Here is a 13,637-nt window from a genome sequence, read left to right on the forward strand (position 1 = left end):
GATTTAACTTTTGGGAGATTATTTTTCAGGATCAATCATGTATCACCTGAAAATTACGAATTCCTAAGGTTTTACCCTGGGAAAGTATCTCTTGTAGTTTTCGGATGTCTTTTCTTGTATTTTCGAACACCTTGGAAAATATCCAGGATCGAAAAACTTTAGAAAATCCGGATAATTCCATTTGGCTTGTAAAAAGGATCTTAGTATCCGTATCGGAACCTTTAGGATCGGGATAAAAGGAGAAGGTCTCAGTCTGATCTGAAAATCTACTTTTGATCTTCATCACCAATCTACTAGGATACTTCGATTCTAAGATTTGGTATTCGAACTTACATGTGAAAAACCAAATCTTAGTTTTCACTTGAAAACCGGGAGTACTTTCATTTTTCTTAAAGGAGAGAATATTTCCCGACCAGTCAGGTAAACGTTCGAAATTAGAAACGTAATCGAACGCTCTGCTCAAAGAAATCGGCACAGTAAAAGCAATAGTAGTCGTCGCCATGGAAACTTCTCTCTTTCTTTAAAAAGAATTCCCTTAGGATCCTTTTTCGAGTCCAATGTAATATAGAGAGGAAATATGGGTTTTAGACGAATAACCGGAACAAGAATCGCCGAAAAAACTATGGAAGGTGGAGGATTTCCAGTCCGAAGACCATTCCCAGTTCCGCAATTTTCTTATTGGGACCCCTTTTTACTTTTGGATGAAATGGGACCTGTTGTTTACGAACCTGGCAAGGCTATAGGTGCTCCTGATCATCCTCATAGAGGTTTCGAGACCGTTACGTATCTTTTATCCGGAGAGATGGAACATAGAGATTCCTGGGGACATGCCGGAAAATTAAAAGAAGGTGGCATACAATGGATGACCGCCGGTGCCGGGCTTGTGCATTCGGAACTTCCTTCCGCTGATTTTCAATCTAGAGGTGGAAGAATGCATGGATTCCAGATCTGGGTTAATCTCCCAAGGGATAAAAAACTTATTTCCCCGAATTATCAGGAAATGGATTCATCCGAGCTACCTGTGGCAGAAAAAGACGGCGTTTGGGCAAAGGTAATTGCAGGGGACCTTTGGGGAACCAATGCGATCATCCAAACTCAAACCCCGATTGTATTCTTCCATTTGAAACTTTCTCCAGGTTCTTATGCGGAAGTTCCTGTGCCAAAAGATTATAATATTCTGGCATACCCGTTCGTTGGCGAAGGTACCGTAATCGATGCAGATGCTGAGCATGATCTAGTAGAAGGTGAGACTGTATTTTACCAAGGCGGAGAAGGTAGTATAGGCCTTCGCGCCCCCGAAAATTTTGCCTGGGAAGTTTTGATCCTAGGAGGACAACCTCTGAATGAACCTGTGGCACGTTATGGCCCTTTTGTGATGAGCACTCCTCAGGAAATACAACAGGCTTTTGAGGATTATTCCGCGGGAAAAATGGGGACAATATAACTCCCCATTCATGGAAGAAGTCCAAACTAAAAAATTAGCAGTGATCGGCGGAGGAGCCGCGGGGTTTTTCGGAGCGATCCAGACCAAAATTCTCTCTGAAGGGAAAGTCTCCGTATCTCTTTACGAAAAATCTCCAAATGTACTTTCCAAAGTTAAAATTTCGGGAGGAGGAAGATGTAATGTCACTCATTCCTGTTTTGATCCGGAAGAATTATCCAAACGTTATCCAAGAGGAGAGAAGGAACTTAAAAGGGCCTTTGAAATATTCCAACCAAAAGACACGATCCGCTTTTTCGAATCCAGAGGAGTGAAGTTAAAGGCTGAAAACGACGGTAGAATGTTCCCTACCACCGACAACTCCGAAACAATCATAAATTGTTTATTAGAAGAAGCCAAAAAATCAGGAGTAAGGATCCAAACCAAAATTTCTATATTGGGAATTTATAAAAATGAGGATCCCAACGGTAAAAGATTCAGGATACAAACTGAGGAAGGCGAAGAATACTTCGATTCAGTTCTGGTAGCAAGCGGATCTTCCCGAAAGGTTTGGGGCTGGCTGGAGAATATGGGCCATTCTATAGAATCTCCTGTCCCTTCCTTATTTACCTTTGAGATTTCAGATCCTTTATTGGATGGATTCCAAGGGCTTACAGTCTCGGATGTAGAAATTATATTCAAAAATTCTAAACTAAAACAAAGAGGTCCGATCCTGTTCACCCATTGGGGTTTGAGTGGTCCTGCAGTTTTGAAACTTTCTGCCTGGGCTGCTAGAGAATTATTCGATTCTGATTATAAAGCGGAATTACTTGTGGATTGGGTCCCGAATCATTCAAGACAAGAGTTACGAGAAATATTTTTAGAAAAGAAGAAGGACAGTCCTTCTAAAAAACCGGGGAGTCGTTCCGAATTCGATCTACCTTCCAGATTTTGGGAAAGAGTTTGGGAGAAGTCCTGCGGAACCGAAAAAAGATGGTCCGAAATTTCTTCCAAAGAAATCCACCAAGCGGAAGAGATCTTAAAAAGAACCGTGTTAAAAGTTTCTGGCAAAGGAGTTTTTAAAGATGAGTTCGTGACCTGCGGAGGAGTTCGTCGCAAGGAAGTGGACTTTTCCAAAATGGAAAGTAAGATTTGTCCGGGACTTTATTTTGCGGGAGAAGTTTTGGATATAGACGGGATCACAGGTGGGTTCAATTTTCAAAACGCTTGGACCACTTCTTATATTGCCGCTAAGGCCTTGGCGACAAATTAATCCCAGGGTTCCGGATAAGAACTAAATCCCAAACGATTCCCATCCGGATCTTTAAAATATTTAGTATAATCAGTTTTTTCTATAAATGAATTCCCGAATAAGGAATCTATTCTTTCTCTTTCTTCTTTTTTTGGTGCGGAGAAGATGAGTGCATGAGGTGCCTTGGGCTCTTCTTCTTTTTCTATCATGATACGAGTGGTTCCCGACAAAAACCAGGAAGATCTGAGTTTACCGTCCCCATAAAAATGGTCCTTTTCGAAAGACAGACCGGGGATAGTTATATAAAATTTTTTTAATGTTTCGGGATCTTGTGTGGAAATGGCTATATGATGGATCATTCCATAATCACCAGATCTGAATATTCGGGATGTCTTTTGAGATAAGTTTGTACAAATGAACAGTTCGGGATGATCTTTTTAGTTTCCGCTCTTGCTGCTTTTAGGGCAGCCTCCGCAAGTTGGGACGCGATCCCTTTTCCTCTGAAATCGGTCGGAACAAAAGTATGATATAAGTCCCAAACATGGGAGCCGATCTCTCTATAAACTAAATGAGCCTCTCTTCCGTCTTGTAAGATCAGGAATTTTTTGCCGGCAACATCGTGTTGGACTGAATTCATTTTGCCCTCTATGGATTCGACTCTATTGGAAAAGATTTTGTAGAGCCAAAACTATGGAATCCGATCAAGTTTTAAAAATCAAGCAAACGGAAGTCCCGCCTGTATTTTTCAGATCCAGTTCCGCCTTGAGTTGGTTACAAAGCGATCGAATGATCATCAGACCCAAAGAAGAATCCTGGTCCTGCTTTTTAGATGAAGTTTGCCCGAACCACTCTTGGATGCTTGGCATTCCTACACCGTCGTCTTTCACTGTAAGATGGACCTTATTTTCTTTTACCTTTAACTGAACAAAAATATTCCCTTTTGACTCGTTTGGAAACGCATGTTTGAGAGAGTTTGAGATAAGCTCGGTTACGATCAGGCCGCAAGGAATTGCCTTCTCCATTGAAAGTCTAACTGGATCCATATCCGCTTCGAAACCGATCCGATTCCCTGACGGGAAATAGGAGGTGACTAGATGCCTTAAAAGAGAATCTAAATAAGTTTTCATATCCACATTCGCGAATTTGTCCTGCTTATAGAGATGATCATGGATCATCGCCATCGCAGTGATCCTGCTCTGTGCCTTAGATAAAACTTCGGAAGTAGATGATTCGGTAGAATACATATTTTGTAAGTTCAGCATTCCGGAAACGATCTGTAGATTATTTTTAACCCTATGGTGGATCTCGTGAAGAAGAACTTCTTTCTCTCTTAAATTTTCTTCTAAGGTCCTTTCGATCTCTATTCTAGTGGCGATCTCTTTTTCTAAAGTACGTTTAGATCTATATATATGAGCTTTTCTTAATCTAAGGTTTGTAAGATATTCGTGCCTTCTCTGCACACTTTCTTGCAATCCTCTCATTAGAATAGTTAAAGGAACGCATACGATCGTATTGGCAATCAGGAAGTTTAGGCCTACAACGTATAATCTTTCCGGAGCCATAGACCAAGGGAGGCTCATGTAAAATTGAGCTCTAGATGCTATAAAGACGGCGATCATATTTGCGAGAAGTCCGAATAGGGAAGGGGTAAGGCCGAATAGAACTCCCGCTAATACCGGAAAAGGAAATAGCCAGAGTAATCCTCCTCCTTCCGGTCCCACGAATATTAAAAGAGAAAGTCCTAAAGAATAATTCATTGTAAGGATCAATGTCGCTTTGACCGAAAAATCTATTCTTTTGGCAAGTAGAAGAATATAGATCAATCCTAATGAAAGCGAATCCACCCATAAAACTTCCGTTTTACCTTCCGTCCATGCAAGATACACGCTCGGGAAATATACGATGGTCCCGAGTATGGTCATACTGAATAAGATAGAAGTTAAGATGAGTTCTCTCCAATATGAAAGTCCGGAAGAGACCGGAGCCTTTGGAGTTAGATATCCTTGGATAGATTTGAAAATCCGATCAAGTGGACCGGATTTTTTTCCTTTTTCCATAGTTGTTATAAATAGACTACAGGAACCTATTAAAACTATGATACTCTAGTTCGAATAAAAAGCGGTAGGGAATTTTAATTGTTTCTATTTTCATAATGAATTATGTAAGATCCTATTCTCTCTTCTTCAAGTAATAGTCTGAAATAAATTGAATACTAAATACTTCTGATTAGTTTTTTATTTTTTCAGAAATCCGAATCGTTTTTTAAAACAATTTTTCGTCGCGAAAATTGCACGTTATTCGAAAGATCAGAACATTCTTTGGATAAAAAAAAGAGGTCCGAAGACCTCTCTGAAGTTGGTAGTTAGGTATATGTTCGTTTTAGTTTTTGGAGATCGCTCCATCCAAGGAAAGTTTTCCTCCTCCCTTGATCACCAATGCTAAGGAGATTGCTACCATCAATAGATGGAATTCGAAACCTTCTCCCTTTTGGCTTCCTGCCCAGTTCATAAAGAAACCGTGCTCTGTATGAGGAAGTATCGCGACTGTCATTGCGACTGCGATCCCTGCTGCGGCTACTCTTGTAAGAAGACCCGAAAGTAATCCGATAGGTCCCAAAAATTCTGCGATGAATAAAAGTATAACCAAGAAACCGGGAAAGCCTGCGCCGGTTAAGTATGCATAAGTTCCGGAGAATCCGTATCCGCCATACCAGCCTAGTACCTTTTGTGCTCCATGTGGGAACATCACAACTGCAAGTGTTATCCTTAGAATTAGGGATGTTATATCCGAGTCCGTTTTGAGAATTTTTTGAATCATGCTTACCTCCTGAATGATTCGTGTTGATATAGTCTATTGTTTAATAGTTTATTATTAAAGTAATGGGCCGAAAAATCCGAAAAACATAGATCCCTCCTTCATATTACGCGGATTTGAGTCCGACAGTCTTGCAGATCTGTCCTAAATTTTTGAGTTCTTCGTCGCTGAGGCAGGACATCTTGCCCTTCAACTGCTCCAAATAATCAGGGAAAGAAGTTCCGATGAGCTCATTTCCTTTGTCGGTAAGATTGATGATAAAATAACGTCTGTCTTCTTCACTTCTGACTCTGATCACTAGATTTCTTTTTTCTAAATTGTCTATGATCTGTGTGATATTTCCTTCGCAGGAAAATATTTTTTGACCAATCTCTTTTTGGCACATAGGGCCAAGATGATATAGGGTTTCCAAACATCCAAATTGGCCGCTGGTCAGATTATACTGGTTAAGGAATTTTTCCTCCATTGTGCGAATGGAATCCGCACAACGACTCAATTTGATATAGGCATCGAGTACCTTTATATCTCTAGGCTTTCCTTTATAATGAGTGGCCATAATACTTTAAGATTGAACTATTAATGTATAGACCTCCCTGAAAGAAAAAAGTCAACAAAAAAAGAAGCTAAACCTAAGTCTATTTAAGCCCCGGTTGGATCCCAGCAGGTCCGAAAGTTCTCATTCCAAGTTTCTATTTCTGCCAGATCCGATTCGCTCAGTTTAAAATCGAATACTTGGGAATTCTCCAAGATCCTTTCTTTTTTAACTGATTTTGGGATCACAACCAATCCTTTGTCGATTGCCCAACGAATAAGAATTTGAGCAGGAGTTTTTCCATATTTTGCAGCAAAAGTTGCAAGTTTTGGGTCCGAAATTTTTTGGCCATGGGCGAGGGGGCTATATGCTTCCAAAACTATATTATTCTTTTTGCAAGTGTTTAGAAGTTCGTTTTGGTTTAAGAATGGATGGTATTCCACTTGGTTTACTGTAGGGGTAATCTCTGCGTACTCGAATAATTCCTGTAAGTGAGGGATTGTATAATTGCTTACTCCTATCGCTCGGACCAAACCTTCTTTATAGGCCTTTTCCAATTCTTTCCATGCTTGTTTTCTGGTTCCTGCTACGGGAAAGTGGATGAGATACAAATCTATTTTGTCCAGTTCTAGGGCTTGTAAGGACTCTTCTAAATACTTGCGTGGATTTCTTTGGTCACTATTCCAAAGTTTTGTGGTGATAAATAATTCCTTTCTTGGGATCCCGCTTTTTTTAATGGCTTCCCCCACATCCGATTCGTTTCCGTAAATTTTAGCAGTGTCTATATGTCTGTATCCGAATTCTAACGCATTCAAAACTGAATCTATACATTCTTTTCCGGATCTTGTTTTCCAAACCCCTAGACCGAATACCGGCATTTCTACTCCGTTATTGAGTCGGATGGATTGATTTAAGGTTAAATTTTGCATACTTGTCCTTAGACTCCTTCGTTTTTAATTCCGATCCATTCTACATTCAAAACAAAGGGTTTTATTTTTTAGTAGAAGGAGCCAAATCGGAGAATGTTAGGGACTCTTCTCTAAGGCCCAAAACGGATTCTAATACATTCTCCGCGTATACTAGATCACTATATCCCGGACCTTTGGGAAGCCAAGAGCCCAGGGTTATAATTCCTAGAAGTTCGACATCTCCTGGGAGTTGTTTAGCGGAAAGATTCACTCCTTGGACATTATACAGAAAATCCAAGAATGTTCTTTGTTTGAATCCATTAGAAGACTTTAATGCGACACAGAGTATTTGATTGTCCTGTTCCATTCGTATCGTGCGCACATTTCGGATAGAAGAAAGGGGGATACTTCTTTCCTTATATAATAAACTGTTTAAAATAGGTATCCTGGTGGAATAACGAAGTTTTAATTCGAGTGAATTTGCGACTACCTCTGTCTTTCTGAATAAAATAAAAACAGTCATCACTGTGGTAATTCCCAGAAAGAAAATAGAGAATGGGATCAGGAAGATTAAAAAGATCATATTTTCAAAATTCTCTAAGAAAGAATTTACGACCGTAAACCATGCTCCATAGAACAGGGCAGGAACGAGCAGTGTGATAAATGTTCTCCCTATAGATTTGGGTTCTATAATTTCTATTTTGGTTCCTTGGTCTTTCGATTCAGTTCTGACCCAACTAGAAGGTTCTATCTTTTTAGGATCTTGTTTATGAGGGATATCTTTTGATTCTGGACTGGTGAGTCTTAGATCCGATCTGTCTAAAACAGGCAAAGGAAGTTTTGTTTTAAAAAATTCTAAACCTTGTTTAAGGGAATTCCCATCTCTAAAAGTTTCTAATAAAATACAACTTCCATCTCTATATACCAAGTATAAGTCCCAGTATTTCCAAGTGCTATTCGTGTTGATACTAGTTCCGGTAGATGAGGATCTTTCGGCTCTGAATAAGACCATATAGGATATAAATTCTGAAAGTGGAAGTTCTACATCCGACTTGCCTGTCTCTCTCAGGGAAAGGAGAGAAGTGTTTGTTCGGATCTCTATCGTTTTAACTATATGAGATGCTTTTCTGTAACTTCTCATCGTAATGATAAAAATAGTAACGAGCGAAATGCAGAAAAAGAATCCGAAACCTGGGAAAAGTTTATCTTCTCCCGTTAAGAATAATACTCCGAAAAATAAAGAAGCAATACTTCCAAATACACAAAAAGCCAAAATCCCAATAACGAATATACATCCGCCTGAATAAGGATTTTTAGTTTCCTTAAGAATACTATCTGTTCCAGAGATCCAAGATTCTAAACTCATAATAAAAAGTCCTGAGAATAAAGAAGACTCAAGGAAAATCAATTTTAAAACGAATCCTTCTTGCATTTTGATTCGGATCGGATTCTTTGTTCGTCATGCAAATTAGTACTGCTATTTCGGATTTAATATTGGCGATCTTCGCCATATGGGGCGGTCTTTCCGTCCAGTCTTCCGCTAAAGGAAATGTTTCTAAAAAAGGAGGAGCCTATGGTCTTTTTCTGATTGGATTAGGCGCTCTTCTTGGTGTGGTTTTCTTTTTGGGCGGAGATTGGATCAGCCCAATTTATAGACCTATCGTGCATATTGCAGGAGTGGTTGGAGTTCCTTGGATCGGGATCGCATTTTTTAATGCAGGTTTCGGAAAGATAAACGGTAAAACTTGGAACCTTCTAAGCTTAATCTTATTGGTTTTAGCTATATTAAGTTATCTTTATCCTCTAGGTTTATACACTACCTTGATCGGAGCGATTGCATTGATCGCAGTTTTGGTAGTATGTATCCAAAAATACAAAGGTTCTCATAAGACAGCAGCATTGTATGGGATCGCGGGGGCTTTGCTCTTCATTCTATCCGGGCTTGTGATCGGAACTGTAGGAACAATCGCAGGATTTCCTAGAGTGGATATATTCCATTATGGATTAGCGGCAGCTTCTTATTGCCTAGGATATTCTTTAAAAAGAATCGGATAATTTTAAAGGATGCTGCGGTTTTAATACTGCGGCACTTCTTCTCTTAAGCAGGGATCTGTTCGGATACCTGAGTTACCCAAGAAGAATAATAGTTGGATAGAGTTCTAAGGAACATTAAGTCCATATCATTCTCAGTTCCAATAGCGCGTAATGCGTTAGCGTATTGTGTCCTAAAATCCGTCAGAGGCGCAGTCTCTTGGATATAATTTCTCATAGACTGGGCTTGTTCCGGACCAAAGCCGTATTCAGTAGACCATTTATCGATCAGAGTCCCACAATTGTACTTACGGGAAAGAAGTATCTGGGCCAAAATATTTCTGAACATATTCTCGATAGAAACAATCGTGATTTCCTTATGATTGATAGAGATCTCAGTGATGATCTCGTCCTTCTTATCGATCACTGCCTTAGAAGTTCCCATCTTATTGAAAAATTTAGAAAGATCGTTATATGCTCTAAAATGTTTTAAGATCAGTTCCCTATCTTTTACATCCACAGTTCTTTGGTCTTCCGGGTGACTCATCTCTTGAAGGATAGATTCTATCACTTGGAACATGATATCGAAAGTGAACTGAGTGGACTTACCTAATAAATATCTGATCTCGCTTTGAAATGCAGCATGCACACTGGCAAAGAATGACTCTAACTTTTCAGGATTGAGTACGGTAGAAGTCTTGAATACCGAGATCATATCCCGAACGAATTTGGCTCTGTCTAGGATAGGGAATTGTTCCGGGTGATTGGAATGGGTACGGATAAAAGTCTCTTTGACTACTTTAACCGAGCCTCCCCGGACCTCATCGCTTCGAAATAAAACTCGATAGAGAAGAACTGAGATCTCTCGGGAAGTTTTTTTATCTTTCAGAGTTTTTAAGTCAGAAGCTTCGAGAATTTCTCTGCTTCCTGCTGGCTTGCTCTGGATTTCTCCCATGAATGGTTATGCCGATATTCCCGAACGATTGTTAGGTCGATCTTGGTATGAAAAAGTTAATTGTAAAGCAGATTTGATTGATGAGGTAGAAATCCCATTGATTTTTCAACTAAGCGTTCGAAAATCGAGCGAAATCTATGCAAAAAATTATCGGACCCGAAAATCAAGTACACTATGGAGTTTGGGATGGTCCGATCGAATTCAATCATCATGATTTTACTCTTCTGGATTTTTTCGGAAAAGAGATCAAAGGGCTCAAAAAGAAGTTCGCTTTCCATTCTTTCAATTATCTAGGGATCATGATGGAAGACTGCTTGGTCGGGATAGCGGCAGTGAGTCTTGGATATGCGTATAACGTGTTTGCGTATCTGTATAAATTCGATCAGGGTAAGGTCTATGAATTCGATGTAAAAGGACCCGACTTAGGTCTTGCCTTAAAATTCCCCGCTAATCCGGATGAATACGAGATCTCTTTCAAAAAGGGAAAGTCCTTTCTGAATATCCGCAAGTCCCATTCGGAAGGAAAACTTCTACTAGATGCAAACTTTGGAAATAAATTGGAGATCTCTGGAGAATTCCCGTATTCTCTGATCACTCATAATCCTCTTAGAGTTCTAAATCCTTCCGAGCCAAGTCGTTGGACATTCACTGAAAAATGTTCTCCTCTGATACCTGATCGTATCAGTGTAAAATATGAGAAGAAGGAACTGGTCCGAGATCCTTCCAGGACTACCATGGTCTATGATTGGTCTGGTGGTTATTTAAGAAGAGAGACAAATTGGTATTGGGCAGCGTTCTCTTCCGTGCTGCCGGATAGGACCAAGATAGGCGCTAATTTTGCCGCTTTGGTAAACGAAAGTTTTTTTCCGGAGAATGCTTACTGGATCGATTCCGAAAGGCAACGAGTCAGTAGATGTATATTCGATTTTTCTCATAAAGATCCGTACAAACCATGGAGACTTTGGGACGAAGATGGACGTATCCGTTTGGAATTCGAACCAAAGGGAGAAAGAAGAGAAAAAGTGAATCTGATCTGGACTAAATTATATTTCAGACAATTTGTAGGAAAATTTTCAGGAAGTTTTAGACCGGAAAAAGGAAAGGAAGTCCAGATCAAAGATGTTTGGGGTTTCACTGAATTCCATAGGTCTCTTTGGTAGTATTCATAACTTGAAATCTGAGAATCCGATCCGCATCTTATCCATAGATCTTTTAAGAGGTCTGACTGTTGCAGGGATGATCCTGGTAAATAATCCGGGTACCTGGTCCAATATGTATTGGCCTCTCAAACACGCAAAATGGGACGGATGTACTCCGACCGACTTGGTGTTCCCTTTTTTTCTTTTTGTGGTTGGCGCTTCTATTCCTTTCTCGGTATCCAATGGAATACAAGAATTTCCTAAAATACTAAAACGCGCATCTATCCTGATCTTTCTGGGATTGTTTTTGAATTTTTTCGGAGAATGGAGTTTTTCCAATCTTAGATTTCCCGGAGTTTTGCAGAGAATAGGATTCGTATACTTTTTCGGAGCGATCGTGTATCGTGAGAAAAATCTGAAATTCAGGATCTTTTTATTTTTAACATTACTGATCTCTTATTGGTATTTACAGGAATTTGTTCCTCCTCCTGGAACTTTAGAACCAAGCATGAAAGAAGGAAAAGACTGGGGAGCCTGGATAGATAGGGAAATTTTCGGCCAAGCACATTTATGGAAATTCGGTAAGGTCTGGGATCCGGAAGGACTTTTAACTTCTTTCACATCGATAGGCTCGGTGTTCTGCGGGATTTTTGCGGGAGAATTTATAAAAGTTTCTTTAGACAAGAAAGAGTCTCTTCTTTCTATTTCAGGTAAAATCGCGTTAGGTGCTCTTGTTGTATTGTTTGTGGGCGGAGTTTGGGGAATTTATTATCCGATCAATAAAAGTTTATGGACCGGAACGTATTCTTTATGGACTGCGGGCTGGGCCTTGCTCGTTATTTCTTTATTTTTAATTTTAGAAAAGTTTAATGGATTTGGGCTGCAGGCTTTGCAAAGTTTTCTTCTTCCTTTCGGAAAGAATGCTTTACTCGTGTTTTTCGGTTCGGGGATTTTTGCCAGAAGTTTGAATATAATTATGGTCTCTTCTCCGGAAGGGAAAAAAATCCCTTTGAAAAATCTGATCTATCTAGAATATTATAAAAGCTGGATAGATTCCCCGGAGTTGAGTTCCTTTTTGTATTCTATAACTGTGCTGACTTTATGGTTTTTGATCCTTTTCTTTTTAGATAAAAAAAGACTGTATTGGAAAATTTAAGAACCGATCAGGTGTTTTACCGCGGCTAAAAGATCCTCGTCGTTGAAGGGTTTGATCATCCAACCCTTTGCGCCCGCATCTTTTCCTTGTGATTTCATAGCATCACTGGACTCAGTGGTTAGAATCAGAATTTTCATACTTTTCCCTTTTTCTGTTCTTAAAACTTCCTTAGTAAGTTCTATTCCCGTTCTACCTGGCATATTCACGTCGAATATCCCTATATCAAATGGGCCATCCGATTCTATTTTAGTCAGGGCTTCATCGGGACCCGCGGCCTTACATACGGAATAACCTTCTTCCGTAAGAGTGAAATCTAAAAGTTTTAAAACCGTGGGAGCGTCGTCTACGCAGAGTATCTTAGTCATTTTTTCCTTACCTTTGATTAATTATAACTGTTTGCTGTTCCGAAACATAACTCTGAAATTTTTTCAGGGATATTATCTAAAGAGATCTGTTCTTTTACCGCACCCATCTCGAATGCTTCTCTAGGCATTCCGTATACTACGGATGTGGATTCGTCTTGCCCGAATGTCATCGCGCCTTTTTCAGAAAGTGCTTTGAGCCCTTTTGCTCCATCCTTTCCCATTCCGGTGAGAAGGAACGCAGCACAAAATGAAGCCAATGGGGATCTTGAAATTGAATGGAATAATACGTCTACGGAAGGTCTATGGCCTGTGACCTTCTCCTTTTTATGTATTCGAATATTATAATATGGAGGATCTCCTATTTCCATATGATGATCTCCCCTGGCTACATACACGTTTCCTTTTGTGATACTCTGACCTTCTTCGGCTTCTTGGATCCTTAGAGGAGAAACGGAATCCAATCTTTCTGCGAACATTCCCGTAAAATATTCAGGCATATGTTGTACGATCAAAATAGGAGGAAGTTCTCCCGGAAGATTTCGAAGTAAATATTCTATTGCTTGTGTTCCGCCTGTAGAAGCTCCGATAGCGATCAATTTGATCTTAGAAACCGCGGAGGAGTCCCTAGTTTTTGTTTGAGAAGTCTTTTGTTTCCGATTCAGGACATCGGAAACATTTGTTTTGGCGCAGGCTCGGATCTTATTCTTAAGTTCCAGCATCATTCTCAGGAAATCTTCTTCGCTCCCGTCCGCTTTTTGAACGAAGTCCAAGGCTCCCGCTTGCAAAGAATCTAATGTTACCTTTGCTCCCGCTTCTGTGAAGGAGCTAAGCATGATAACCGGAATAGGGAATTTAGGCATAAGCCATTGTAGAAATTCTATCCCACTGATATCGGGCATCTCTACATCTAAAGTGATCACGTCCGGTTTTGCTTTTAGAACTTCTTTCATCGCCTCGGTTGCAGTAGAAGAACCGACCACCGTAAATCTAGGATCATCTTGTAACTGGGAAGCAATTATCTCACGGACAATCCGGTTATCGTCTATGATATACACTCTGATCATT

16 protein-coding genes are annotated in these 13,637 nt (G+C 39.9%); 5 read left to right on the top strand and 11 right to left on the bottom strand.

Going from position 1 to position 13,637, the window contains the following annotated elements; translation table 11 throughout:
• Positions 1-31: 31 nt before the first annotated feature.
• A complete protein-coding gene (locus EHO58_RS11085) occupies positions 32-502 on the bottom strand; it encodes an LIC13081 family protein (RefSeq protein ID WP_135679957.1) in 471 nt (156 codons plus the stop codon).
• Between the two features lie 75 nt (positions 503-577).
• On the opposite strand from EHO58_RS11085, the gene EHO58_RS11090 reads away from it, so the two are divergent.
• Together EHO58_RS11090 and EHO58_RS11095 are read left to right on the top strand one after the other, a co-directional pair.
• Entirely contained in the window at positions 578-1,444 is an 867-nt protein-coding gene (locus EHO58_RS11090; protein ID WP_135629136.1) for a pirin family protein, read from the top strand.
• 10 nt (positions 1,445-1,454) lie between these two features.
• Positions 1,455-2,693: a BaiN/RdsA family NAD(P)/FAD-dependent oxidoreductase gene (locus EHO58_RS11095; protein ID WP_135680152.1), complete on the top strand. Its 1,239-nt coding sequence runs from the start codon at positions 1,455-1,457 to the stop codon at positions 2,691-2,693.
• Here EHO58_RS11095 and EHO58_RS11100 read toward each other — a convergent pair.
• The 7 genes from EHO58_RS11100 to EHO58_RS11130 all read right to left on the bottom strand — a co-directional run bounded on the left by EHO58_RS11100 (position 2,690) and on the right by EHO58_RS11130 (position 8,292).
• Positions 2,690-3,031: a VOC family protein gene (locus tag EHO58_RS11100; protein WP_135629138.1), complete on the bottom strand. Its 342-nt coding sequence runs from the start codon at positions 3,029-3,031 to the stop codon at positions 2,690-2,692. The two genes, EHO58_RS11095 and EHO58_RS11100, sit on opposite strands and share 4 nt — an antisense overlap.
• Positions 3,028-3,309, bottom strand: a complete 282-nt coding sequence (locus EHO58_RS11105) for a GNAT family N-acetyltransferase (RefSeq protein WP_135679958.1) — start codon at positions 3,307-3,309, stop codon at positions 3,028-3,030. The genes EHO58_RS11100 and EHO58_RS11105 overlap by 4 nt, the downstream gene beginning before the upstream one ends.
• 64 nt (positions 3,310-3,373) lie before the next feature.
• Positions 3,374-4,729, bottom strand: a complete 1,356-nt coding sequence (locus EHO58_RS11110) for a sensor histidine kinase (RefSeq protein ID WP_135679959.1) — start codon at positions 4,727-4,729, stop codon at positions 3,374-3,376.
• Between the two features lie 322 nt (positions 4,730-5,051).
• Positions 5,052-5,489: a DoxX family protein gene (locus EHO58_RS11115; protein WP_135629141.1), complete on the bottom strand. Its 438-nt coding sequence runs from the start codon at positions 5,487-5,489 to the stop codon at positions 5,052-5,054.
• Between the two features lie 103 nt (positions 5,490-5,592).
• Entirely contained in the window at positions 5,593-6,042 is a 450-nt protein-coding gene (locus tag EHO58_RS11120) for a MarR family winged helix-turn-helix transcriptional regulator (RefSeq protein ID WP_135629142.1), read from the bottom strand.
• An 83-nt stretch (positions 6,043-6,125) separates the two neighbouring features.
• Positions 6,126-6,947 carry an aldo/keto reductase gene (locus EHO58_RS11125; RefSeq protein ID WP_135679960.1) on the bottom strand — a complete coding sequence of 274 codons (822 nt, stop codon included), beginning with the start codon at positions 6,945-6,947 and terminating at the stop codon, positions 6,126-6,128.
• Between the two features lie 61 nt (positions 6,948-7,008).
• On the bottom strand, positions 7,009-8,292 hold the full coding sequence (locus tag EHO58_RS11130) for a hypothetical protein (protein ID WP_244241139.1): 1,284 nt from the start codon (positions 8,290-8,292) through the stop codon (positions 7,009-7,011).
• Between the two features lie 95 nt (positions 8,293-8,387).
• Between EHO58_RS11130 and EHO58_RS11135 the strand changes: the two genes are divergently transcribed.
• Positions 8,388-8,981, top strand: coding sequence for a DUF6962 family protein (locus tag EHO58_RS11135; RefSeq protein WP_135679962.1), 594 nt, complete (start codon positions 8,388-8,390; stop codon positions 8,979-8,981).
• Between the two features lie 43 nt (positions 8,982-9,024).
• Here EHO58_RS11135 and EHO58_RS11140 read toward each other — a convergent pair whose 3' ends face one another.
• The gene (locus EHO58_RS11140) at positions 9,025-9,912 is read right to left on the bottom strand and encodes an LIC_13029 family protein (RefSeq protein WP_135679963.1); all 888 of its coding nucleotides are present in this window, start codon (positions 9,910-9,912) and stop codon (positions 9,025-9,027) included.
• 137 nt (positions 9,913-10,049) lie between these two features.
• Between EHO58_RS11140 and EHO58_RS11145 the strand changes: the two genes are divergently transcribed.
• Together EHO58_RS11145 and EHO58_RS11150 are read left to right on the top strand one after the other, a co-directional pair.
• Complete coding sequence (locus tag EHO58_RS11145; RefSeq protein ID WP_135679964.1) at positions 10,050-11,072, top strand: DUF2804 domain-containing protein; 1,023 nt, start codon at positions 10,050-10,052, stop codon at positions 11,070-11,072.
• Between the two features lies 1 nt (position 11,073).
• Positions 11,074-12,207: an acyltransferase family protein gene (locus tag EHO58_RS11150; RefSeq protein WP_244241161.1), complete on the top strand. Its 1,134-nt coding sequence runs from the start codon at positions 11,074-11,076 to the stop codon at positions 12,205-12,207.
• On the opposite strand, the gene EHO58_RS11155 is transcribed toward EHO58_RS11150, so the two are convergent.
• Complete coding sequence (locus EHO58_RS11155; protein ID WP_135629149.1) at positions 12,204-12,572, bottom strand: response regulator; 369 nt, start codon at positions 12,570-12,572, stop codon at positions 12,204-12,206. The two genes, EHO58_RS11150 and EHO58_RS11155, sit on opposite strands and share 4 nt — an antisense overlap.
• A gap of 17 nt (positions 12,573-12,589) precedes the next feature.
• Positions 12,590-13,636 (bottom strand): chemotaxis-specific protein-glutamate methyltransferase CheB, encoded by a 1,047-nt coding sequence (gene cheB / locus EHO58_RS11160; RefSeq protein ID WP_135679966.1) that lies wholly within the window; start codon positions 13,634-13,636, stop codon positions 12,590-12,592.
• Between the last annotated feature and the right edge of the window lies 1 nt (position 13,637).

Origin of the sequence: Leptospira selangorensis (assembly GCF_004769405.1) — a bacterium.
GTDB classification, from domain to species: domain Bacteria; phylum Spirochaetota; class Leptospiria; order Leptospirales; family Leptospiraceae; genus Leptospira_B; species Leptospira_B selangorensis.

What these genes read in the sequence shown, in the direction of transcription:
- EHO58_RS11085 (WP_135679957.1), bottom strand. Translation starts at nt 502, where the DNA reads ATGGCGACGACTACTATTGCTTTTACTGTGCCGATTTCTTTGAGCAGA.
- EHO58_RS11090 (WP_135629136.1), top strand. Translation starts at nt 578, where the DNA reads ATGGGTTTTAGACGAATAACCGGAACAAGAATCGCCGAAAAAACTATG.
- EHO58_RS11095 (WP_135680152.1), top strand. Translation starts at nt 1,455, where the DNA reads ATGGAAGAAGTCCAAACTAAAAAATTAGCAGTGATCGGCGGAGGAGCC.
- EHO58_RS11100 (WP_135629138.1), bottom strand. Translation starts at nt 3,031, where the DNA reads ATGATCCATCATATAGCCATTTCCACACAAGATCCCGAAACATTAAAA.
- EHO58_RS11105 (WP_135679958.1), bottom strand. Translation starts at nt 3,309, where the DNA reads ATGAATTCAGTCCAACACGATGTTGCCGGCAAAAAATTCCTGATCTTA.
- EHO58_RS11110 (WP_135679959.1), bottom strand. Translation starts at nt 4,729, where the DNA reads ATGGAAAAAGGAAAAAAATCCGGTCCACTTGATCGGATTTTCAAATCT.
- EHO58_RS11115 (WP_135629141.1), bottom strand. Translation starts at nt 5,489, where the DNA reads ATGATTCAAAAAATTCTCAAAACGGACTCGGATATAACATCCCTAATT.
- EHO58_RS11120 (WP_135629142.1), bottom strand. Translation starts at nt 6,042, where the DNA reads ATGGCCACTCATTATAAAGGAAAGCCTAGAGATATAAAGGTACTCGAT.
- EHO58_RS11125 (WP_135679960.1), bottom strand. Translation starts at nt 6,947, where the DNA reads ATGCAAAATTTAACCTTAAATCAATCCATCCGACTCAATAACGGAGTA.
- EHO58_RS11130 (WP_244241139.1), bottom strand. Translation starts at nt 8,292, where the DNA reads ATGAGTTTAGAATCTTGGATCTCTGGAACAGATAGTATTCTTAAGGAA.
- EHO58_RS11135 (WP_135679962.1), top strand. Translation starts at nt 8,388, where the DNA reads ATGCAAATTAGTACTGCTATTTCGGATTTAATATTGGCGATCTTCGCC.
- EHO58_RS11140 (WP_135679963.1), bottom strand. Translation starts at nt 9,912, where the DNA reads ATGGGAGAAATCCAGAGCAAGCCAGCAGGAAGCAGAGAAATTCTCGAA.
- EHO58_RS11145 (WP_135679964.1), top strand. Translation starts at nt 10,050, where the DNA reads ATGCAAAAAATTATCGGACCCGAAAATCAAGTACACTATGGAGTTTGG.
- EHO58_RS11155 (WP_135629149.1), bottom strand. Translation starts at nt 12,572, where the DNA reads ATGACTAAGATACTCTGCGTAGACGACGCTCCCACGGTTTTAAAACTT.
- cheB (WP_135679966.1), bottom strand. Translation starts at nt 13,636, where the DNA reads ATGATCAGAGTGTATATCATAGACGATAACCGGATTGTCCGTGAGATA.